The sequence below is a fragment of the Spirosoma koreense genome (assembly GCF_054777875.1).
Map to the genome: position 1 here is coordinate 1,089,000 of NZ_BAAHAC010000022.1, position 20,859 is coordinate 1,109,858.

The 20,859-nt window shown below is 53.5% G+C and carries 16 protein-coding genes; 7 read left to right on the forward strand and 9 right to left on the reverse strand.

What is annotated here, in order from left to right:
* From ACYVC2_RS17825 to ACYVC2_RS17860, 8 genes are all read right to left on the reverse strand, one after another.
* A complete protein-coding gene (locus tag ACYVC2_RS17825) occupies positions 1–2,547 on the reverse strand; it encodes a phosphocholine-specific phospholipase C (RefSeq protein WP_461107180.1) in 2,547 nt (848 codons plus the stop codon).
* A gap of 136 nt (positions 2,548–2,683) precedes the next feature.
* Positions 2,684–3,829, reverse strand: a complete 1,146-nt coding sequence (locus ACYVC2_RS17830) for a hypothetical protein (protein WP_461104145.1) — start codon at positions 3,827–3,829, stop codon at positions 2,684–2,686.
* 42 nt (positions 3,830–3,871) lie between these two features.
* On the reverse strand, positions 3,872–4,144 hold the full coding sequence (locus tag ACYVC2_RS17835; RefSeq protein ID WP_461104147.1) for a hypothetical protein: 273 nt from the start codon (positions 4,142–4,144) through the stop codon (positions 3,872–3,874).
* 124 nt (positions 4,145–4,268) lie between these two features.
* Positions 4,269–5,579: an adenosylhomocysteinase gene (gene ahcY / locus ACYVC2_RS17840; RefSeq protein WP_461104149.1), complete on the reverse strand. Its 1,311-nt coding sequence runs from the start codon at positions 5,577–5,579 to the stop codon at positions 4,269–4,271.
* A 136-nt stretch (positions 5,580–5,715) separates the two neighbouring features.
* A complete protein-coding gene (locus ACYVC2_RS17845; protein ID WP_461104151.1) occupies positions 5,716–7,572 on the reverse strand; it encodes an outer membrane protein assembly factor BamB family protein in 1,857 nt (618 codons plus the stop codon).
* Positions 7,573–7,651: 79 nt separating this feature from the next.
* Positions 7,652–9,313: a beta-N-acetylhexosaminidase gene (locus ACYVC2_RS17850; protein WP_461104153.1), complete on the reverse strand. Its 1,662-nt coding sequence runs from the start codon at positions 9,311–9,313 to the stop codon at positions 7,652–7,654.
* A gap of 36 nt (positions 9,314–9,349) precedes the next feature.
* Entirely contained in the window at positions 9,350–10,015 is a 666-nt protein-coding gene (locus ACYVC2_RS17855; RefSeq protein ID WP_461104155.1) for a GDSL-type esterase/lipase family protein, read from the reverse strand.
* A gap of 34 nt (positions 10,016–10,049) precedes the next feature.
* Positions 10,050–11,369, reverse strand: a complete 1,320-nt coding sequence (locus tag ACYVC2_RS17860; protein WP_461104157.1) for a UDP-N-acetylmuramoyl-tripeptide--D-alanyl-D-alanine ligase — start codon at positions 11,367–11,369, stop codon at positions 10,050–10,052.
* 89 nt (positions 11,370–11,458) lie between these two features.
* On the opposite strand from ACYVC2_RS17860, the gene ACYVC2_RS17865 reads away from it, so the two are divergent.
* Complete coding sequence (locus tag ACYVC2_RS17865; protein WP_461104159.1) at positions 11,459–13,687, forward strand: FG-GAP-like repeat-containing protein; 2,229 nt, start codon at positions 11,459–11,461, stop codon at positions 13,685–13,687.
* 92 nt (positions 13,688–13,779) lie between these two features.
* On the forward strand, positions 13,780–14,145 hold the full coding sequence (locus ACYVC2_RS17870; protein WP_461104161.1) for a hypothetical protein: 366 nt from the start codon (positions 13,780–13,782) through the stop codon (positions 14,143–14,145).
* 19 nt (positions 14,146–14,164) lie between these two features.
* Here the strand turns inward: ACYVC2_RS17870 and ACYVC2_RS17875 are convergent, their stop codons facing one another.
* A complete protein-coding gene (locus ACYVC2_RS17875; RefSeq protein ID WP_461104163.1) occupies positions 14,165–14,605 on the reverse strand; it encodes a response regulator in 441 nt (146 codons plus the stop codon).
* 544 nt (positions 14,606–15,149) lie between these two features.
* On the opposite strand from ACYVC2_RS17875, the gene ACYVC2_RS17880 reads away from it, so the two are divergent.
* The 5 genes from ACYVC2_RS17880 to ACYVC2_RS17900 all read left to right on the forward strand — a co-directional run bounded on the left by ACYVC2_RS17880 (position 15,150) and on the right by ACYVC2_RS17900 (position 20,841).
* Positions 15,150–16,421 carry a LamG-like jellyroll fold domain-containing protein gene (locus tag ACYVC2_RS17880; RefSeq protein WP_461104165.1) on the forward strand — a complete coding sequence of 424 codons (1,272 nt, stop codon included), beginning with the start codon at positions 15,150–15,152 and terminating at the stop codon, positions 16,419–16,421.
* Between the two features lie 95 nt (positions 16,422–16,516).
* A complete protein-coding gene (locus ACYVC2_RS17885; RefSeq protein ID WP_461104167.1) occupies positions 16,517–17,512 on the forward strand; it encodes a phosphotransferase enzyme family protein in 996 nt (331 codons plus the stop codon).
* The gene (locus ACYVC2_RS17890; RefSeq protein WP_461104169.1) at positions 17,509–18,585 is read left to right on the forward strand and encodes an NAD(P)H-dependent flavin oxidoreductase; all 1,077 of its coding nucleotides are present in this window, start codon (positions 17,509–17,511) and stop codon (positions 18,583–18,585) included. Before ACYVC2_RS17885 ends, ACYVC2_RS17890 begins: the two co-directional genes overlap by 4 nt.
* Before the next feature lie 21 nt (positions 18,586–18,606).
* Complete coding sequence (locus ACYVC2_RS17895) at positions 18,607–19,188, forward strand: YdeI/OmpD-associated family protein (protein ID WP_461104171.1); 582 nt, start codon at positions 18,607–18,609, stop codon at positions 19,186–19,188.
* A 129-nt stretch (positions 19,189–19,317) separates the two neighbouring features.
* On the forward strand, positions 19,318–20,841 hold the full coding sequence (locus ACYVC2_RS17900; RefSeq protein WP_461104173.1) for a gliding motility-associated C-terminal domain-containing protein: 1,524 nt from the start codon (positions 19,318–19,320) through the stop codon (positions 20,839–20,841).
* Positions 20,842–20,859 lie beyond the last annotated feature (18 nt).

The following is a 20,859-nucleotide window of genomic DNA, read 5'->3' on the forward strand; positions in this document are numbered from 1 at the left end:
CTAGTCACTCTTTCGGGCACTCTCGCGTTCGACCTTAGCCACAAAACCTTCGCCCAGTACTGGATCGCTGAAACTGGCTTTTCCCGTTTCGACGCGACCGGCGTAGCGTTGCTCGTACTCTGCGAAGTCAGCCACTTTCACGCTGAAGTCATACCAGTTATGGCTATTGGCAAGGTTCAGAATCAGGGTGGTCTGGGCACCTTTGGTACCGGCTTTTTCCAACAGCCTCGACTGTGGTTTAGCGTGGTATGCATTGTCCGTAAGCTGAACGGAATAGGTGCGTTTGGGGTCCGTATTCGTTAGTTTGACCAGCACATTCCCCGTATACTGCTTTTTTGCATCCTGCTCATAGCCACAGAAAACCAGCACGGCAGGCACGGTATGGCCTCCTTTACATTCGCGAAAAAAACCATTTGGACCGTGTATGCACACATGGAAAGGCGCCTGAACGGGCCAGGTATCCCGCAGTTCATCGCCGGCCATTACGGTATACGACCGGATCGCTACGTCGTTAGGCAGGTATTGATACACCTGAAAAGGAGCGCCGAGCGCCTGCTTGCCAAAAACTTTATTCTGAGCCGCCAGGGTGAGCGAAAACTGGTGGTTGGCCATCATATGCCCATCGGCGTGTAGGTCATACGGTAACGCACAGGACGGCCGGATGCCTTTTTCCTGACGGGGCAGGTAGGGCGACGTAACTGGGCTTAGGTTGGCCTGACGGATTTCGTCGGCCGTCAATGGCTTGTAGTTCGTGGGGACGTTCTTGAACTGCGCTTTGTGGATGCTTTCGATGAATGGCTCTTTGGCCACAAACGCGGGTAGTTTGATATTTTCTCCCCGGTACGGCCGGAACGCCGACGACAGATCACCACAAATACTCCGACGCCAGGCCCCGATGTTCGATTCCTCGATTTTTTTTCCGGTTTTGTGGCTCAGGAAATTCTCCAGAAACTGAAGCGTCGACGTATGGTCGAACACTTCGGAGCAAACATACCCACCCCGGCTCCAGGGTGAGGCAATAACCAGCGGGACGCGATAACCGAGGCCAATCGGACCGGTACGGCCTTTGTTGGGGCGCTTGTCTTCCTGCGCCTGCGTCACAAATTCCGGGCGGGTGTCGATGCTTTTGCTGGTCAGGCCGGTTTCGGGCCGGTCGGGGTGCGCCGGTACAAACGGCGGTACATGGTCGAAATAGCCGTCGTTCTCGTCGTAGGCCAGAATAAAAATGGTTTTTTTCCAGACTTCCGGGTTCTGCGTCAGCGTGTCCATGATCTCGGACAGATACCAGGACCCATACCAGGGGGCCGACGGGTGATCGGAAAAATTCTCGGGGGCTACGATCCAGGAAACCGTCGGCAGTGTCCGGTTTTTCACATCCTCACGGAACTGGTGCAGCACGTCGCCTTTCGGTACGCTGACCTTCCGCTCGCTGGTACCGTCGCGGTACGTCAATTCGGTCAGTGCATGATAGTCCGGATCGGCAACGTTCGTGGCAAAGGCTTTCTGGTGAATTGCCCGCTCTTTCGGAGAAAGCTGCTTAAATTTTTCGGGCGTGTAGTTCACCAGATCCGATTGCACCTGCTTCTGCCACTTCTGCTGATAAGCTAGGGCGCGTTTGGTCGGAACGTAGTCCTTATCGCTCTCCGACAGGCTTTTAAGCTTGGTTTCCAGGGTTTGTAAGCGTTCAGGAATGGCTTTTTCTTCGGCCTGAATGAAGCGGTAATAGGCCGGATGAAACCGAACCCGGTACTGCGAAAACCACTCGATCGGGTTGTCGCTGAAATTGGCTAACCAGCCTTCGGCTTCGCCCGACAGCCCCGTCGAAATATTGATTTCGTTCTGATAAATTTTCCAGGGAATGCCGTGTTCTTCCAGACGTTCGGGAAAGGTCGTCCAACTGACTTCGGCGTCATAGTCTACATTTTCGTTGCGGACGTTGGCCATGGCATTCGGATCGCGCGGATCGCGAAGGGTGCCTGTCCAGAAAAACAGCCGGTTAGGTGTTGTACCGGTCAGCGACGAGCAGAAATTCTGATCGCAGACGGTAAAGGCATCGGCCAGGGCGTAATAAAACGGAATATCTTCCCGGTCGTAATAGCCCAGCGTCAGCGGCATATCAGCATATTCTTTATGACCTGACTTCTTGGATTCCAGCCACTTATCATATTTGCCGCCGTTGCGCGCATCGACCTGATTTTCCCACGAATGCGGCAGCGAACTCATCCAGGTCGCTTTGGTATCTTTAATATTCAGCCGGAAGGGCGCATAGGTTTCGTTGGCCGCGTTGGTCTGTAACCAGACTTTATTTTTATTAGGCAGCGTAATGGCGCGTGGATCGCTGAAACCCCGAACTCCCTGCAGCGCGCCAAAGGTGTGGTCGAAGGAGCGATTCTCCTGCATCAGAATCACAACGTGCTCAGCGTCCAGGTAAGTTGTGCCCGGTTGCGGATCGATGGCGAATGCTTTTTGAATCGAATCGGGAAGAACACCAGGTAGGCTAGCGGATAAAAGAGCCGCTTTTTTGAGAAAATCGCGTCGCGAATCCATCATGGGTCGAAGTACAGGCTGATCACCCCAAAATAACGCTATTCCGCCAAATATGCGCCCATTCGGCGAAAACTATTTCGGAAGTAAAGGCAAAAGAGAAGGGATATTTCAACCAGTAAACGTTCAGGAAGCGCCCCTACATGATCTTTTCGGGCAGTGAAATGACCGTGCGGTCGGGCTGATAGCTGACTTTCCGAAGCCGCCCGAACAAACTCAGGCCAACCTGTACGTTGATCAGCCCCCCCGAAAACGGTTCCTGAGTCAGCAGTGGGCTATAAGACACTTTAGTCCGAAAAAACAGGAAACTGTCTTCCGTACGGTCTGCTTTGTGCAGGTTATCCTTCAGCTTAAAGTCGACGATGACCCCCAGCATAGGCGCATGGCTCTTCAACCGGAAATCCTTGTAGCGTTCGTCGTTGTGGTCGCGCGGGGTGATGCCAAAATAGCGGTAACCAATGTACGGAATGACCCGGGTGCGGGCGTTAGGCTGTAGAATATGGCCCAGGGCCACTTCGCCCAACACCGGACTAATGGGCGTTCCGGTTTCCCAGAGCTGGTTCTGAAAGGAAAAATTAGACCGGATCTTACCGCCGAACAGCGTCGGTTGTACCAGTAGCAGGGTTCGTCGGTAAGTTACCTCCAGACCAATTCCCACGCCAAACATCGGATTGATGAGTTGATGGAGAGGCCCCGTGGGCAAGGCAACACCTCCCCCCAGAAACACTCCGTAGCCTATTCGGGAGGAGTGGTAGGTTGTTATTAAATTAGGCGTGTCGTACAGTTGCTTCGCCACCTGACGCTGCCAGCGTTGGAGCGCCTGCAGATCGTCGCCCCCGCCGGTTTCGCTTCGGAACCGGTTGACCTCGGCTCCCAGCTCGGAGTTGGTCAGGTATTCGATCTGCTTGGCTTTATCTTTAAAATATTTATCTACTTCGAGTTCGATAAGCTTGGCTTTCATTTGCCGGGCGTGCACTTCCACCAGATCGAACAGGAGCTGATTGTAAATAATCGTACGATCGTTCCGCGCGGTTTCAGAGACCCACGACAAGTTTCTGAACATCAAACAAAACGACTCGATGGCGGGCGGGCTCCAGAGCGACGTGGGCCGTACCTCGTAGCCGATCTGGTAGTGAAACTCGGAGCCGCCCAGGCCCGGCTGGACTGGGGCATGAAAGTCGGAAAGCCGGAGCCGTCGGGTGGCACTCCAGTGCAGCGTGTCGATCATGGTCTGCGCCGGGCAGAGTAGAGGAGACAGCAACAACACAGCGAGTAGACGGTTCATAACATGCGTTTCAGAGAATGGGAGGAGGGACTTTACAGCAAATTACTTAATCGCAGTTCGAAGCCGGGAAGGGCCGTGTAAAGCCTGCACTCGAATCGGCCACCAGCCCCCGTTTCGCCGATTCCAGATCACGAGTTCGGCAATAAGATCAGCGTTTTTTAATCCTGTTTTCGTATTGGTGGGCTTCTCAAAAACGATCTGGCCGTCGGCTTCGCGTTCGATGCGGAGCGATGGATTGGCCTGACAGAAGTCGTAAAACTCGTCGTCGGTCAGACGGTCATCCCGGCGGATGGTCGGATTCAACGGGAACATCATAGTTGAGAGTAGCTTCCTTGGGTCAATACTAACACTTTTTATGCAAAAAAGCGCGGTCCCGTTGCCAGAACCGCGCTCATTGTCAGAACCGGGATTTTTGTGATTGAATTGACCGGTTCGAATATTAATACCGATACATTTCGGATTTGAACGGCCCATCGATCGGTACGCCGATGTAGTCGGCCTGCGCCTGCTCGATCGGCTCCAGTCTGGCGCCTACGTGGGCCAGGTGCAGAGCCGCCACTTTTTCGTCGAGTTTCTTCGGCAGAACGTATACTTTGTTTTCGTATTTGTCCGCGTTGGTCCACAGCTCCAGCTGGGCCAGCGTCTGGTTCGAGAACGAACACGACATCACGAAGCTGGGGTGGCCCATGGCGCAACCGAGGTTGACCAGGCGACCTTCGGCCAGGATGATGATTTCCTTACCGTCGATCTCGTACATGTCTACCTGTGGCTTGATCTGGCTCTTGGTATGGCCGTAGTTTTCGTTCAACCACGCCATGTCGATTTCATTATCGAAGTGACCGATGTTGCAGACAATTGCCTTGTCTTTCATCGCTCTGAAGTGGCGATCCTTGATGATGCTGATATTGCCCGTTGCCGTTACGAAGATCTGAGCTCGTGTAGCGGCTTCATCCATCGGCACCACTTCATAACCGTCCATAGCGGCCTGCAGCGCGCAGATCGGGTCGATTTCCGTAACCAGTACGCGGCAACCTGCGCCCCGTAGCGATTCGGCCGAGCCTTTGCCCACGTCGCCATAACCGGCTACAACGGCCACTTTACCGGCCAGCATCAGGTCGGTAGCCCGGCGGATAGCGTCCACCAGCGACTCGCGGCATCCGTATTTGTTATCGAATTTCGACTTTGTAACTGAGTCGTTTACGTTGATGGAAGGCAAGTGCAGCGTGCCGTTTTTCATTCGCTCGTACAGGCGGTGAACCCCGGTCGTGGTTTCTTCCGACAGCCCTTTGATGCCCTGAATCAGCTCCGGATACACGTCGAACACCATGTTAGTCAGGTCGCCACCGTCGTCGAGGATCATGTTGAGCGGCTGACGCTCTTCGCCGAAGAACAACGTCTGCTCGATGCACCAGTTGAATTCCTCTTCGTTCATACCCTTCCAGGCGTAAACCGGTATACCGGCAGCCGCAATCGCAGCCGCTGCATGGTCCTGTGTCGAGAAGATGTTGCAGGACGACCAGGTTACCGATGCACCCAGTTCAACCAGGGTTTCGATCAGAACGGCCGTTTGGATGGTCATGTGCAGGCAACCGGCAATGCGGGCACCCTGCAGTGGTTTCGACGGACCGTATTCGGCGCGCAGGGCCATCAGGCCGGGCATTTCTGCTTCGGCAAGCCGGATTTCCTTGCGGCCCCATTCGGCCAGCGCGATATCTTTAACTTTGTAGGGTACGTAAGTGGATGTTTGCATGATTTGTGAAATACAACGAAAGTTTATAAATCAACAAGGAGATTTATGACTAGGTACTTTCTTAGGAAAGTGCAAAAATAAAGACTGTTTTCCAGATTCCCTATTGCTCTCGTGTACTTTACGCACCCAAACAGGCTTACCTGGTTTCTTGCCGCAGGCGAGCCACTTTACCATCCATGGTCGAGATAAGTATATCCCGGTTGCTGAGCGGAAACACCCGATTGACCATAGCATTCGACAGTTTATGCGCCCAACTGAGCTGATGCGTCCGGCGATCGATGGCGTAAAGCACTCCTTCGTCGGTTGGAACAAAGATCGTTCCGGACCGCTCGACGATGGGCGAGGGGCTGATTTCGGCCCCGTAGTGGCAATTGACGAACCACTCGGCTTGTGGGGTATCGGAGCGGGTCGAAAATGCCCACACGCTGTCGCTCATGCACTTGACGTAGAACAACGAACCATCCTGCGATAAACCGCTGGCTTCGAATCCTTTGTGCTGGTTCGATTTCCAGAGTTCTTTTCCGGTCTTTGCCGCCAGCGCGGTTACCGTTCGGTCAGGCGTTTGCAGGAAGATACGACCGGCGGTCAACACGGGCGTGCAGGCTGCCGGTGAGAAATTACGAATTTTTTCATTCGTCCACGTCCAGACGGGTTGCCCGGTTTTTCGGTTCAGTGCGTAGAATGTAGACCCCCACGACCCGAAATACACGGTTTGCCGATCGGCTACCGGCACCGATTCGACAAACCCGTTGACGTTCGCAAAGGTCCACCGAACCGCCCCATCGTTGAGGGATAATGCCCGGAATTTACCTTCGGAGCTACCGATGTAAACGGTATTATCGCTGATGAGCGGGCACGCCACAATGGGTTTGCCGGTGTCATGCTTCCAGAGGAGTTGCCCGTTTCGTTTGTCGAGGCAGTAAATAGTGCCATCGGTCGAAGCTACCACCACTCGTTTTTTGTGCAGCGCCGGGGTCGAATACACTTTGCCGCCGGTAGGAAACCGCCATTTCACAGAGCCGTCCGTCAGCGAAAGCGCTACTACCTGACCCGCCGTATTAGGGTAAATACAGATCGCTTTGTCGGCAACGATTCCCGCCCCGATGTCACTGCTGTCCTGCTTTTCCCAGGCCGCCACCACGGTTTTGTACTGGTCGTTGAGCTGATACGATGGACGAGGATACGGGTTTTTGTCCCGACTGAATTGATGATTGGTCAGGAAGATGGTCCGCCAGGGAGCGGCTGTCTGACCGGGTTGCTGACCGACGGCGGGCGTTCGAACGGCAAACGACATGGTATCGTTCTGAATCGTAACCACATTATAGCCCCCAACCGCGTCTTTGGCCCGTAGGTTTGAGCGGCCCATTGTTCCCGGAATCCCTTCGAAATCCAGTTTCTGGTTGGCGTGGCCGTGTCCGCATAAGGCCGCCTGTACATTGGTTTTTTTTAGCTCGTCGATAAGCAGATACCAGTTCGACAGGGAATTGTCGAGCGGGTAGTGGTTCATGAAAATGACCGGCTTGTCGGAATTTTTGAGCTTGTCGACCTCCGACCGCAACCAGAGCACATCTTCGCGGGCCACCAGACCCGGCGACATGCGCATGTTGGGCCCGCTTCCGCAACCGATAAAGCGGTATTTGCCGAAATCGAATGCAAACCGTTCAGCCCCAAACACTTTTCTGAAACTGTTACAGCCGTTTTCCGACCATTTGGTGTCGTGATTACCCGGAAAAATGTACCACTTCCGGGTTAGGCCATCCAGGACTCGTTTCGCTTCGGCAAATTCCCGGTCGGCTCCGTAGTCGGTTACGTCGCCCGTAAACACGACGAAATCGATATTGGGCAAAGAGTTGATGTCATCGACGGTTCGCTGCAGATCCTCGATGGCCGTTTCGGGAGCGCCCACGTGGGTATCCGTTACGAAGGCAAAGCGAATGGGTTGCGCCCGTACGGTTCCGAAACAGGCCAGCAAAAAAATAAGCAGTTTTTTCATGAGCAGACATGTATCACGGGTTTCAACCCGTACGTTCAGCCAGCAAAACGGGTTTTAACCCGTGATACATTTGACTACGCTACTTCTGTGCCGTTTCCTTCGGCCAGACATACTCGAAGTTTTTGTTGATCGGCGCGCCGAAATAATTGACGTTCAGATAATCGAGTCGTTTTTTGTGCGCTTCCAGCCGCTGCTTGAAGTCGTCGATGTTTTTGTCGTCCCGGGGTGTCCAGGCCGTTTCGGCTACTGCCAGAATCCGTGGATACGTCATGTACTCTACGTAATGCGTGGTGGGCATGTACTCCGACCAGACGTTGGCCTGCACACCCAGCACGTGTTTTGCCTGTTCGGCCGTCAGGCTGTCGGATACCGACGGATTGAAGCTGTACACTTTTTCGAGAGGCAACAGGCCACCAATGGCTACGGGCTGGGTTTTCGGATCAGCCTGATAATAATCGAGGTAACAGTACGTGGTGGGCGACATAATGACGTCGTGATTCTGCCGGGCCGCAGCAATACCGCCGTTTACCCCGCGCCAGCTCATGACCGTGGCGTTCGGCGACAGCCCACCCTCCAGAATTTCGTCCCAACCGACCATCCGCCGACCTTTGGAGGTAATAAACTTATCGATTCGCCGGATAAAATAGCTCTGCAGTTCGTGCTCGTCTTTCAGTCCTTCTTTCTTCATCAGGTCCTGGCAGAACTTGCTTTGTTTCCACTCGATTTTGGGGCATTCGTCGCCACCGATGTGGATATACTGACTCGGGAATATATCCATGATTTCGGTCAGGACGTTTTCCAGAAACGTAAAGGTTTCTTCGCGCGGGAACAGCACCTGTTCGTGAACGCCCCACGTGCCCGTTACCGGCAGCATACGGTCGGGATTGCCGCCCAACTCCGGATAAACCGACAGAACAGCCACCGAATGACCGGGCATTTCGATCTCCGGAATCACCGTGACGAACCGCTCCTTCGCGTATTTGACCACCTCGCGCGCGTCGTTCTGGGTGTAGAAACCGCCGTAGGGCACATCGCTGTATTTCCGGTCGCGGTAATGGCCGACCATGGTTCGGGGGCGGATGGACGCCTGCTCGGTGAGTTTCGGGTATTTTTTGATTTCGATGCGCCAGCCCTGATCTTCGGTCAGGTGCCAGTGAAATACGTTCATTTTGTGCAACGCCAGCAGGTCGATGTATTTTTTGATAAATGCTACCGGATAATAATGCCGACCGACGTCGAGCATCGATCCGCGATAACCGTAGCGGGGCTGGTCTTCGACGGTGCAGGCAGGCACTGACCAGCTAACCCCACTTACTTTGGTCGGGCTAAAAACGGCGGCTGGCATCAACTGCATCAGCGACTGCACCCCGTAGAAGAACCCCTGCGGCTGGTCGGCCGTGATGACGATCTGCTTCGGCGAAACCGTCAGCGTATAACCTTCCGGGCCGAGTTTGTCGTTTTTGGCACTCACAAACGAGATGCCTTTTGCTGATTTCCCCGTCGTGACGGTCGGAGTTGTGCCGGTGGACTTTCCTAATTGATCGGCCAGCATCTGGGCAATCCGCCGGACTTCAGCGTTGGTCGACTGAACGGCAATGGTGGGCTTGGCGGGCAAGGTGTAGCGGCCACTGCGCGGCTCCAGATGAACCGGCTTTGGCACGATGGCATAGTCGGCCGTTTGTGCCTGCAAGCCGGTTATGGTAATCAGCGCGATAGCGAGACAGATCAGCGTATTTTTCATTAGGGAAAGAAATTGGAAGATGGAGCACAAAAACAGTTACTTCAGATAGGGACCCAGAACCTTAGCCCAGCGCTGGTAACCAGCCGGAAGCATGTGCAGGCTGTCGGGCTTGAATAATTCCGGGACGGGTTGGCCGTTGGGACCCAGCATTACCGGTCGGATGTCGACAAACTGGGTATTTTTTTGTTTCGCCAGATACTCTTTGATCAGCCGGTTGGCGATATCGACCTGCGAAAAATACTGCCGACGGGACGGACTGGGCTTGATGGAAATAAACGTAAACAGGACGTTGGGAAGCTGCTTCCGAACCCGCTCGAAAATGGACACCAGGCGCTCGTACGTCTGCTGCCCCGTCACGTGACCCGATGCAATGTCGTTTTCACCTGCGTAGAGAACTACCTGTTTGGGATGATACCGGACGATCACCCGATCGGTATAGCGGAGTACGTCGCTCAACTGCGAACCCCCGAAGCCACGCTGAAGGATCGGCTTGTTCGGGAAGTACGCCGTCAGATTGTCCCACAGCCGAATGGAGGAGCTGCCGGTAAACACAATCGGATTTTTGGGTGGGGGCGAAACGCTATCCATTTTCTCGAACGCCCGGATTTCGTTTTCGTAGGGCGGGGTGGAAGCACCGGGAGTGTTCTGTCCCAGCAACCGAAAACTAATGAGCAACAGGGTAATACTCCAGCTAAATTTCATAAGTGTAGGCCAATAAGCGTCAGTTCGTAAGGTTTCAGATGAAAGGCACGACGGATTCTAAACTCATGCCCCTCGACCCTTTGACGAGAATAGAGGTGTTGGTCATGGGATTGTCCATCAGCCAGTTATGTAGCGAAAATTTATCCGGAAAATAGTAGGCTTTGGGCAGGTCACCCAGTGCGAAATGCATGTCTTTTCCCGCCAGAATGACCAGATCGAACCGGCCCTCGGCGATCAGCTTTCCCAGTGCCGTGTGTTCGGCTTCGCTTTCCTCCCCCAACTCGTACATGTCGCCCAGAATCACGGCTTTACGCTGAGCGGGCATAGCCGCAAACTGACGAATGGCAGCCGCCATCGAACTTGGATTGGCATTGTAGGCATCGAGCAGAATGGTGTTCGTGCCTTTGGTAATCAGCTGCGAGCGGTTGTTTGTCGGGTTATAGTCGGCGACGGCCCGGTTGGCATCTTCGGGCGAAACGCCAAAATACTCGCCGATCGCCAGGGCCGCGGTCATATTCTCGAAATTGTAGCGGCCGGGCAGATGCGTCGTTACTTCCTGACCGGCCGTATTCCGATACACGACAACCGGCGATTCCTGCAGCAGTTCGACGGGATCGCCGGGGTAAAAAATAGCCTCGGCAAACGTGGTTTCCGACCGGATCGATTTCAGGCGCTCGCGGTACATGGCCGTCAAAACTTTGTCGCGCGAGTTGATGAACACCGTTCGACCGTGCTGCGCCAGGTAATCGTATAATTCTCCTTTTCCTTTCCGGACGCCTTCGATGCCGCCGAAGCCTTCCAGATGCGCCTTGCCTACGTTCGTGATGAGGCCGTGGGTGGGCTGGGCGATGGAGCACAGCAGCTCGATCTCTTTCTGATGATTGGCCCCCATTTCGACGACTGCCATTTCGTGCTGTTCGTTGAGTGACAGCACCGTCAGCGGTACGCCAATGTGGTTGTTGAGGTTACCCACGGTTGCGTATGTCCGGTAGTTTTTGGACAGCACCGCAGCGACCAACTCTTTGGTGGTGGTTTTGCCGTTCGAGCCCGTCAGGCCGATAACCGGAAACGTCAGTGTTTGCCGGTGATGCCGGGCCAGGTCCTGCAAGGCCGTCAGGCTGTCGGGGACGAGCAGGCAGCGCGGGTCGGTTTCGGCTACGGCCGGGTCGTCGACGAGGGCGTAGCGGGCCCCCGACGCGAGTGCCTGCGTAGCAAACTCGTTACCGTCGAAACTGGCTCCTTTGAGCGCAACGAACAGACACTCAGGGGTAATTCGGCGGGTATCGGTCGATACGCCCGTGCATTCCTGAAATTTATGATAGAGTTGATCGGTTGACAGCATGTCCATAGACATAAATGAGGGCTCTGTACGTTCTTCTTGGGGAATGGCACCGCCGGCGCAGACCAGGGTCTGGGTTTGCGGGCTGAAAGGCTCAAATTTAGATGAAAAACCTGTTTACGCTTTGTTTCCTGTTTATTCCCCTGCTCAACTGTGCGCAGTCGAACGGCAAGATTGGCTTTCGATACGACCCTACCCCAACGGTCAGTATCAACGGCCGGGCACTGCTGAATCCGTGGGCGGGTGGACTGAATACGCCCCAGTACTCGACCCTTCGCCTGAACACCGATGCCCGCGATGACCTGATGGTGTTCGATCGGGCTACAGCCAGAGTCAGTACGTTCATTGCCGTCGACAATCCGACCGGTGCTGGAACGACCTGGCAGCACGCGCCGGAATATGAACTCGCGTTTCCGGCCATGAATGGCTGGGCACTGCTGGTCGATTATGACCAGGATGGCCGGAAGGATCTGTTTACATATGGGTCGGGAAACGTAGTGGTTTATCACAATGAATCGCAGAACGGACAGGTTAGTTTTAAAGTTGCGGCCAATCCGCTCATGACCGAAGGATACAGCGGACGGATTCAGTTGTATATCAGCAGCGTCGATATCCCCGCCATTACCGACTATGACGACGACGGCGACATCGACATTATCACGTTCGATGGAACTGGCAACCTGGTTGCGTATCAGCAGAATATGAGCATCGAACGGACCGGCCAGAAAGGACTGGATTATAAACGATACCAGAATTTTTGCTGGGGGCATTTCCAGAAAGAATACTGCAATGATTTCACCTTCGGCGTGCAGTGCGACGATGGATCGGGGCGGGCAGGCGTCGATCTGAGCGGGGCAAGACCCCTGCATACCGGCAACACCCTGACCGTTATCGATACAGACGGTGACGGTAAAAAAGACCTGCTGTTTGGCTTTGTCAGTTGCGAAAACATTGCCCGCCTGCGCAATGCCGGTCCGAATAACGAGAAGGCCAATTTTACCAGCTACGACAGTTTGTATCCGGCGCAAAATCCGATCCTGTTCCCGGCTTTTCCGGCCGCGTTTCTGGAAGATGTCGATGGCGACGGACAAAAGGATTTGCTGGCATCGCCCAACATGAGCACAAACGAAAATCAGCTGTTCGATTTTCGGGCGTCGAGCTGGTTTTATAAAAATGCGGGAACGAACCAGAAACCCGATTTCAGGCTGGTACAGAAAGATTTTCTACAAAGTGACATGCTCGACCTGGGCGAGCATGCGGCTCCGGCCCTGGCCGATCTGGACGGCGACGGCGACCTGGACCTGCTGGTTGGCTACGGGGGCGTAGGCATCGGGCAGGATTATCGCGGGGGTGTCTGGCAGTTTGAAAATAAAGGGACGGCGCAGAAACCGGCGTTTGTGCTGGTCACGACCGATTATCTGGGTATTGGGTCGCTGAAACTGACCAGCCTAATGCCGTCGTTTGTCGACATTGATGGCAACGGCAGCATGGACCTCATCCTGATTGGTACCGGAGCTAATAATCTCGAAATCCGGGCATTTGTCAATACCGCAGCTAAAGGAGCCTCCGTCAAATACGATCTGTCCAGCGCTGTGCTGTGGTCTAAGCCGGAGGATATTGGTGCCGAGGATTTACCGACGGTGACGGATGTGGATCGGGATGGTAAACCAGACCTGTTGGTAGGAAAGTATAGTTACGGTACGATTCAGTATTTTCGCAACACCGGAACCGCTCTTAAACCGTTGTTCCAGCTGCAAAATCAATTTTTTGGCGGATTCACGACCGACGATTACGTGTATGCGCGAGCCCGGTCGATCGTTGTAACCGATCTGAATGGCGATCGGAAGAACGAAATCGTGCTGGCTGCCAACAATGGTTCTGTTCGGGTATATCAGTTCCCGAACCCGCTCGATCAGACACTGACACTTCTGGATTCGCTGCCTTCAATTGGTATACCCAGTGCCGGTCTGATTGCTACGGCCGCTGACCTCGACGGCGATCAGTTGCCGGATCTGATGCTGGGTACGCTGGCGGGTGGATTGCGGTATCTGAAAAATACCTCTACCCGACTGACGACGGACCCCAATGAAGATGCTGGCGTACCCTGGGTATTTCCTAACCCAACCGACCGGTACCTGACCGTTCGGGCACCTTACGACGGCTCGATCGATGTGATGGCGCTGACGGGGCAGCTGATTTTAGCCAACCAGGCGGTCAGAAGCGATATCGATACGGTTATCGACCTGAAAGGAGTGGCCAGCGGCACCTACCTGATCCGGCTCTCTGGGCAGGACCGAACAGCGCGGGTACAGAAAATCATTGTGTGGAAATAGCCGCAAACTCTTTCGGTGGTTGGTGGTTAGTACTAACAACTGGTGTCTGTACCAACGAAAGTCAGCCCTTTAGCGCCAGTCACTAAACTGCCATGGAAAATATCAATAACTCCGATCAACAGCCTGTCGAGCAGAACTCGGGTGGACCGCTCGAAGGTATGTCTCCTCAGCACACCAACATGCCGTTGAACAACGACGAACAGGACGATGTCGTATACGCGGGCCTGGGCGTTAATAACCGCCCCGATATCATGAATCCTGGCGACGACGAAGCTGCCGATACCCTGTTGTATACCGATAGCACAACCGCACGCCATGCTACCGACGAGGTTTCGAACGATGAAGAGTTCGATGAGTTTACGGATGAATTGGACGACGCCGATTTGTCGGACGATGACATAGACGAAGAAATCGCCGAACTTGAGGAGGAAGAAGAGGAAGGCAACGAGCGCTATTGATCGTAACCCTGTTTTGGGGTTAATCTTTGCGATGCCTGACGTCGAGCAGCGTAACGGTCTCGTACCAGTAGGTCCGTAAGCTGCTCAGATACGTCTTCCAGTCAGTGTAGCTGAAGGGCTTGGTAGTAAACGAAGACGCCCCGAACATATACGCACGTTCGACCAGTTTGGCATTTTTAATAGCCGATAGTATGACCACAGGCAGTAACCGTCCTTTAGGATGGGCCCGAAGCAAGGCCAGAAAATCCAGCCCGTCTACTTTATCCTGCAGGTCGATATCCAGTAAAACGATTTTCGGCCCTTTGCCGCTCAGGTCGTCGATGTAAGTTTTCGCGTCTTCGAAATTGCTGACGTGGGTGAAAGAGGCTTCAGGAAAGCTTGCCTGGGCGGCCCGATTCAGTAAATCAGCAATCAGTGGATCGTCATCTACCAATAAAATCGGGAAGGAGCCTTGCTGCATAATTATTTACGAGTGAATAACGCGTATTCACAAGATCAGTAGTGTATAGGTTTGTGGATCAACAATCCAGCGATTTGTTTTCTGGACCGATAGAACCGGGCAAAGGTTCACAAAAGTTAAACCAACAAATTTAGTCAATAAAAGTTAAAAGGCACTATCCTGGAGGTAAGAGTAAAAAAATATTCTAACTAATCAAGACGTACTTAATTAGTTAGCCTTCAGCTACCTTTTTCAGTGTTGATCCCGAATTGCATAAACACAGCAAGGCATGGGAGGTCATACTATATTGGCTGTCTTTTTCAGTTTTTTTATTCCGGGTAGGACTAGTGCTGCATAGGCTATTGTGCAGTTTGTGTAGCGAGTATATTGTGGTTTATCCTGATAGGCTGGTCCATTTACCGGTAGGCCATCATCGACCGGTCTGCTTCTACCCCGATTGATATCTAATGAGATAATTAAACTAGCTTGCTTTATCGATATGTTTGTTGCGCCAGAGTGCGCTCATCGTAACTTTACCTGCTAGATGAAATTCCTTTGCCTGTGTTTGTATAGTTTACTTTTAGGCGTAAATGTGAGCGTTCAAGCGCAGAATTTGACAAGTGGCCTACTGGCTTGGTACAAATTTGATGGCGATACGAAGGATACAAGCCCTTACGCCCATCATGGCTCCCCTCTCAATATAACGTTTGGTCCAGGAAAATGCGGTCAACCCAATTCAGCTGCGTATCTGAATGGAAAAGATGCGTATGTGAACCTCCCATTGGCGTCATTACTGAATGGGAAAAAACAGCTAACGATCACGGCCTGGGTTAAACCTGCCCGGTTTAATAACATTCAGCAGACGTTAAAGTCCGTTTACTCTCACTGGCTTGATTACGGAACTTCAGGGTCTGTTGGGCTATTATTCGGTGTTGGTCCCGACAGTTCCGTAGTAGGAGCTTTCTCGGCAGGCTATCAGGTTAGCTCTGTTCATAATGTCGTGCGATCAAATGACTGGCAACTGATCGTTTTACTGTATGACGGGACGAAGTTGCAGGCGGCCGATAGAGCGCTATTTCAGGTAAACTGTACTGAATACTTACCAAACTGTAGTGATAGTTATTCAAGTTGTTCTGGAACACCAGATGCCATTGGAAGTACGGCTAAATACACCTACATCGGTGCTCGTCGGAACAATTCCAGTGTTCTGATAGATTATTTTGAGGGATATATTGATGACGTAAGACTCTACGATAGAATCCTGAGTAAGGAGGAATTAAACAAATTATTTCTGGAATGTGGACCACCGCTTTGCGACGATAATAATTGCCTGACCGACGATCAACTTAATCCAGTTACTTGCCAGTGTGAACATATCGCTAAACCAAAGCTAAATTGTGATGACAACAATTGCCTGACGGATGATCAATATAATCCGTCTACCTGTCAGTGTGAACACGTCGCCAGACAACCGGATTGTAATGATAACAATAGCCAAACTGACGACACATATGACCCTGCAACCTGTATGTGCCAGCATGTTCCGAAAGGCAACTCGGCAAAACCTGGTGTTTATCTTCCTTCAGCTTTTACACCAGATAAAGACGGTATAAATGATACATATAGGCCCATATATCAAGGAGTTAGCCGCGCTGTGTTGACCATCTTTGACCGGTGGGGCGAGGTAATATTTCAGGGAAGTACTCTAACCGACGCCTGGGATGGAACCTACCGGGGCGTTCCTTGTAGTCAGGGAGTTTATCCGTTTAGCTTAAGTGGTACGTATGATACAGGGGAGGAGTTTACACGGCAGGGGAATATATCCTTAATCAAATAACCGAGTTTCTTTAGGGTAACGGATCGAAAGCAACCCCTCGCAGCGAAAATGCACAGGAACGACTAATTTTGCCCCCCCAAATCGCATCCACCCATATGTCGCCCTTTCCGGTCTCATCCTCGATTGTATCCGCCCCACACCTTGCCCATTTTGTACAGGAGAAATATTGCCTGAGTGCAGATACAACCTGCCGGCTGCTGAAAGCGGGCATCAACCATTCCTATCTGATTACCGACGGCCCGGCAAAATTTATTTTTCGTCTATACACTCTGGACTGGCGGACTGAAACCGAAATCAGCGAGGAAATCCGGTTGCTCGATTTGCTTCGGGAGAACGGCTTGCCGGTGTCTTACCCCATTGCCGATGCTGCGGGAAGCTATCTACAGGAGTTGATGGCACCTGAAGGTAAGCGATTCGGCGTGATGTTTTCGTTCGCCGAAGGCGACAAACTATTGACATTTTCTGACGAGGTGCATTACCAGATCGGCACGGTCATGGCCCGGTTCCATCAGCTTACGCAATCGCTGACTTTGGATCGGGTAGCGTATACGCCCAACCTCCTGCTGGTCGATTCACTCAGGAAGATAGCGCCATTTCTTCCGGCGGACTCCGACGAAATGCGGTTTCTGCAACGGACACAACGCTTTTTGCTGGATGAATTCAGCAAAATAGACGAGCGCCAGACCCGCCGGGGAGCCGTTCATCTCGACATCTGGTTCGACAACCTGAATATTGCCGCCGATGGTACCGTGACCCTTTTCGATTTTGATTTCTGCGGCAACTGGCTGCTTTGCGGTGATATCGGGTATTACATTATGCAACTTCATAGTACCGAAACCGACGTAGCTGAATTTTATAGAAAACGAGACCGTTTTCTGGCGGGTTATGAGTCGGTTCAGGCCATCAGCGAGGAAGAAAAACGCATCCTGCCCCTGTTGGGCGTGAGTATTTATTTCTTTTACACAGGCGTTCAGTGCGAGCGGTTTGATAACTGGTCGAACGTATTTTTGAACGAACTTCACCTGAAGCGGCTGATCAACCTGCGCGTCAAACGCTGGTTCGATTTCAATAAACTGGATGAACAAGCATGAGTATCTGGCCTGACAATCGGATTCGGCAACTCCTGGGCATTAAACTCCCCCTTCTCTTGGCTCCCATGGCCGGGCCGGGTTCGGCTGAACTGGCCAGTGCGGTGGCCGAAGCGGGTGGCCTGGGAGCGCTTCCCTGTGCGATGCTGAGCGCAGAACAAATCCGGACCGAACTGACGACTATCCGCCAGCGTACGTCCCGACCGATCAACCTTAATTTTTTCTGTCACAAGCCACCGGCGGTTGATAGCGAACGGGAACTCCACTGGAAAAAACGTCTGGAACCCTACTACCGTGAGTTGGGGATTGATCCACAACGTCCCACGCCGGTGTCTAACCGGACCCCCTTCGACAGCGTACTTTGTGATCTGGTGGTCGAGATGAAGCCCGAAGTAGTCAGTTTCCATTTTGGTCTGCCCGACAAAGCGCTTCTCGACCGGGTAAAAGCGACGGGAGCGAAAGTACTCTCGTCGGCGACGACCGTGAAGGAAGCCATCTGGCTTGAGGAGCACGGTTGCGACGCGATCATTGCTCAGGGCGCAGAAGCGGGCGGGCATCGGGGTATGTTTCTGACGACGGATATTGCTACGCAGGTAGGAACCCTGGCCCTTGTTCCGCAGGTGGTCGATGCCGTGCGGGTGCCCGTCATTGCGGCAGGTGGTATTGCCGACGCCCGGGGAATCGCGGCTGCTTTTGCGTTGGGCGCGTCGGCCGTGCAGATTGGAACCGCCTATCTGTTTTGCCCCGAAGCGAACGTCTCGGCTGTTCACAGAAAAGCGCTGCAGCAGGCCAAGGACAACAGTACGGCGCTGACCAATGTGTTTACCGGCCGACCAGCCCGGAGTATCGTCAATCGACTGGTGAACGAAGTTGGGCCGATGTCCGACGTCGCACCGGCCTTTCCGCTGGCGGGTGGGGCGCTGACGCCCTTACGCGCGCAGTCGGAACCGGCTGGTTCGGGCGATTTTATGCCGCTCTGGGCGGGGCAGGCGGCTCATCTGGGCCGGGCGCTTCCGGCGGGTGAACTGACCCATCGGCTCGCCGAAGAAACGCTGGCGAAACTAATGTCGCGCTAAACCATACAATTATCAGGTGTTATGACTCCCGTTTTCTTTCCAAATCAGGCTGACTTCCGAAACTGGCTGGCCGATAACCACGATAAAGCCACCGAACTGCTGGTCGGCTTTTATAAAATCGGCACCGGAAAACCCAGTCTGACCTGGTCACAGTCCGTTGATGAAGCGCTTTGCTTTGGCTGGATCGATGGGGTGCGTCGGTCGATCGATGCGGACAGTTATTGCATCCGGTTTACTCCACGAAAACCTAAGAGCATCTGGAGCGCGGTCAATATTCAGAAAATAGACGAACTCTCGCGTCAGGGGCTGATGCATCCGGCGGGCATGGCGGCTTTTGGCAAGCGGGATGAAAAAAACTCGAAAATCTACGCCTACGAGCAGAAAGACGTTGGGCTGTCGGAAGAACTGGAACAGTTGTTTAAAGCCAACGAGAAAGCCTGGGCCGTGTTTCAGACCATGCCGCCTTCGTACCGAAAAACCGCCATCAACTGGGTTATGAGCGCCAAACAAGCCGAAACCGTCCGGAAACGCATGCAGGAATTGATTCAGGACAGCGAGCAGGGTGTGCGCATCAAACAGTTGCGACCTTATCCCAAAAAATAGCTGAGTAAAGAAGCTGAACAGGTCGCTTTGACTCGGCATACGCTGGCGAAGCAACCATTGGCAGATCGCTTTCGTATTGGCGAAAAATATGTATCTTGGATACCCCTTATCGGTCAGGGTACCAGCGTTATGCGGAGACGATCTATCTGGCTGTTGCTATGGTTCACGGTATGCCTGCCCGGCCTGCTCGTGGGGCAGAACCTCATTCCGAACGGCAGCTTCGAAACCTACCGCAACTGCCCAATCCGGGATAATCAGCTGGCCGAAGCTACGCCCTGGTACAACCCAACCCGCGCCACCCCCGACTTTTACCACGCCTGTTACCAGACGGGTCAGGTACCTTTAGCTCCGCATTCGGGTCAGGGATTGGCCCGGCTCTATTTTGACCAGGGATGGGCCGAGTACCTGGCCATTCGTCTGACCAGGCCGCTGGAAGCCGGCGAATGCTATTCCTTCGAAATGTATGTTGCCACCGAGACGCCGACCCGCTACCAGACCGAAACCCTCGGCGCCCACTTTTCGGCCCAGCCTCTTACCGCGCCCACCAGTACCGACCGGCTGAACACCTCCCCGCAGGTTCTGGATAACCTGGCGCATGTGGAAAAGTTACGCTGGGAGCGCCTGAGCGGGGTTATTAACGCTAAAGGTGGCGAGCAGTACGTAACCATCGGCAGTTATTTCAAATCGCCCCCATTTCTGGGGTTTTACTACGTGTACGTCGATGATGTATCCCTAAAGCGGGTGACGCTCGATCTGGGCCGGGACACGACGTTATGCGGTCGTAGAAGTACGCTCCTGCTGGATGGCACCACCCCCGACGCCATCTACTACAAGTGGCAGGATGGAAGCACCCAGGCGACCCTGCAGGTAACCAGGCCGGGCAAATACTCGGTAACGGCCATCACCTCCTGCAAACGCCTGACCGACTCCATTACCGTCGATTATTCCCTCGATTTCGATCTGGGTGCCGATTCGACCCTCTGTAACGGCCAAACACTTACGCTGAAGGTTCCCGTCGATTCGGGCTCGGCCTATCGCTGGCAGGATGGGTCTCAGCAGAATAGCCTAACCGTCGGGCAGGCGGGCCAATACAGTATCCGGGTGACAAAAGCCAGTTGCATCGTTTCGGATACGATCCAGATCCGCTACGTCCGGCCGCCGACTTTAGAGCTAGGTCCTGATCAGGAGCTTTGTGGCGCGCAGACATTTACGATCAGGCCCACCGCTGCCGACGGGCAGTTTTTCTGGCAGGACGCGTTCACCGATACCGACCGGACCGTCAGTACATCGGGCGTGTACCGAGCCGGTGTCCGGAACGACTGCGCCACCGTAACCGACTCCATAACGATCGATTATGGAGCCTGCGATTGTCAGTTATACGCACCCAACAGTTTTACCCCCAACGATGACGGACAGAACGATGTGTTTCTGGCGTTCGGTTGCGGAGATATTACCATTACGTCGCTTTCGGTGTTCAACCGCTGGGGTGAGGTAATCTTCCATACCGACACGCTACCGTTTCAGTGGAATGGGTATTATCATGGCGAGCTTTGTCCAACTGGTGTATACGCCTGGAGCGTTCGATACCGGCTGAAGCAGGGGAAGCAGATCAAACTGATGCAGAAACAGGGCCCGCTGAGCCTGATTCGCTAGTTTGTTGCGCAGAAAGCC

Excerpts from the sequence above, each read along its gene's own strand:
- ACYVC2_RS17830 (WP_461104145.1), bottom strand. The coding sequence starts at position 3,829 with ATGAACCGTCTACTCGCTGTGTTGTTGCTGTCTCCTCTACTCTGCCCG.
- ACYVC2_RS17895 (WP_461104171.1), top strand. The coding sequence starts at position 18,607 with ATGACTCCCGTTTTCTTTCCAAATCAGGCTGACTTCCGAAACTGGCTG.
- ACYVC2_RS17890 (WP_461104169.1), top strand. The coding sequence starts at position 17,509 with ATGAGTATCTGGCCTGACAATCGGATTCGGCAACTCCTGGGCATTAAA.
- ACYVC2_RS17885 (WP_461104167.1), top strand. The coding sequence starts at position 16,517 with ATGTCGCCCTTTCCGGTCTCATCCTCGATTGTATCCGCCCCACACCTT.
- ACYVC2_RS17835 (WP_461104147.1), bottom strand. The coding sequence starts at position 4,144 with ATGATGTTCCCGTTGAATCCGACCATCCGCCGGGATGACCGTCTGACC.
- ACYVC2_RS17825 (WP_461107180.1), bottom strand. The coding sequence starts at position 2,547 with ATGGATTCGCGACGCGATTTTCTCAAAAAAGCGGCTCTTTTATCCGCT.
- ACYVC2_RS17865 (WP_461104159.1), top strand. The coding sequence starts at position 11,459 with ATGAAAAACCTGTTTACGCTTTGTTTCCTGTTTATTCCCCTGCTCAAC.
- ACYVC2_RS17900 (WP_461104173.1), top strand. The coding sequence starts at position 19,318 with ATGCGGAGACGATCTATCTGGCTGTTGCTATGGTTCACGGTATGCCTG.
- ACYVC2_RS17875 (WP_461104163.1), bottom strand. The coding sequence starts at position 14,605 with ATGCAGCAAGGCTCCTTCCCGATTTTATTGGTAGATGACGATCCACTG.
- ACYVC2_RS17845 (WP_461104151.1), bottom strand. The coding sequence starts at position 7,572 with ATGAAAAAACTGCTTATTTTTTTGCTGGCCTGTTTCGGAACCGTACGG.
- ACYVC2_RS17850 (WP_461104153.1), bottom strand. The coding sequence starts at position 9,313 with ATGAAAAATACGCTGATCTGTCTCGCTATCGCGCTGATTACCATAACC.
- ACYVC2_RS17860 (WP_461104157.1), bottom strand. The coding sequence starts at position 11,369 with ATGTCTATGGACATGCTGTCAACCGATCAACTCTATCATAAATTTCAG.
- ACYVC2_RS17855 (WP_461104155.1), bottom strand. The coding sequence starts at position 10,015 with ATGAAATTTAGCTGGAGTATTACCCTGTTGCTCATTAGTTTTCGGTTG.
- ACYVC2_RS17870 (WP_461104161.1), top strand. The coding sequence starts at position 13,780 with ATGGAAAATATCAATAACTCCGATCAACAGCCTGTCGAGCAGAACTCG.
- ahcY (WP_461104149.1), bottom strand. The coding sequence starts at position 5,579 with ATGCAAACATCCACTTACGTACCCTACAAAGTTAAAGATATCGCGCTG.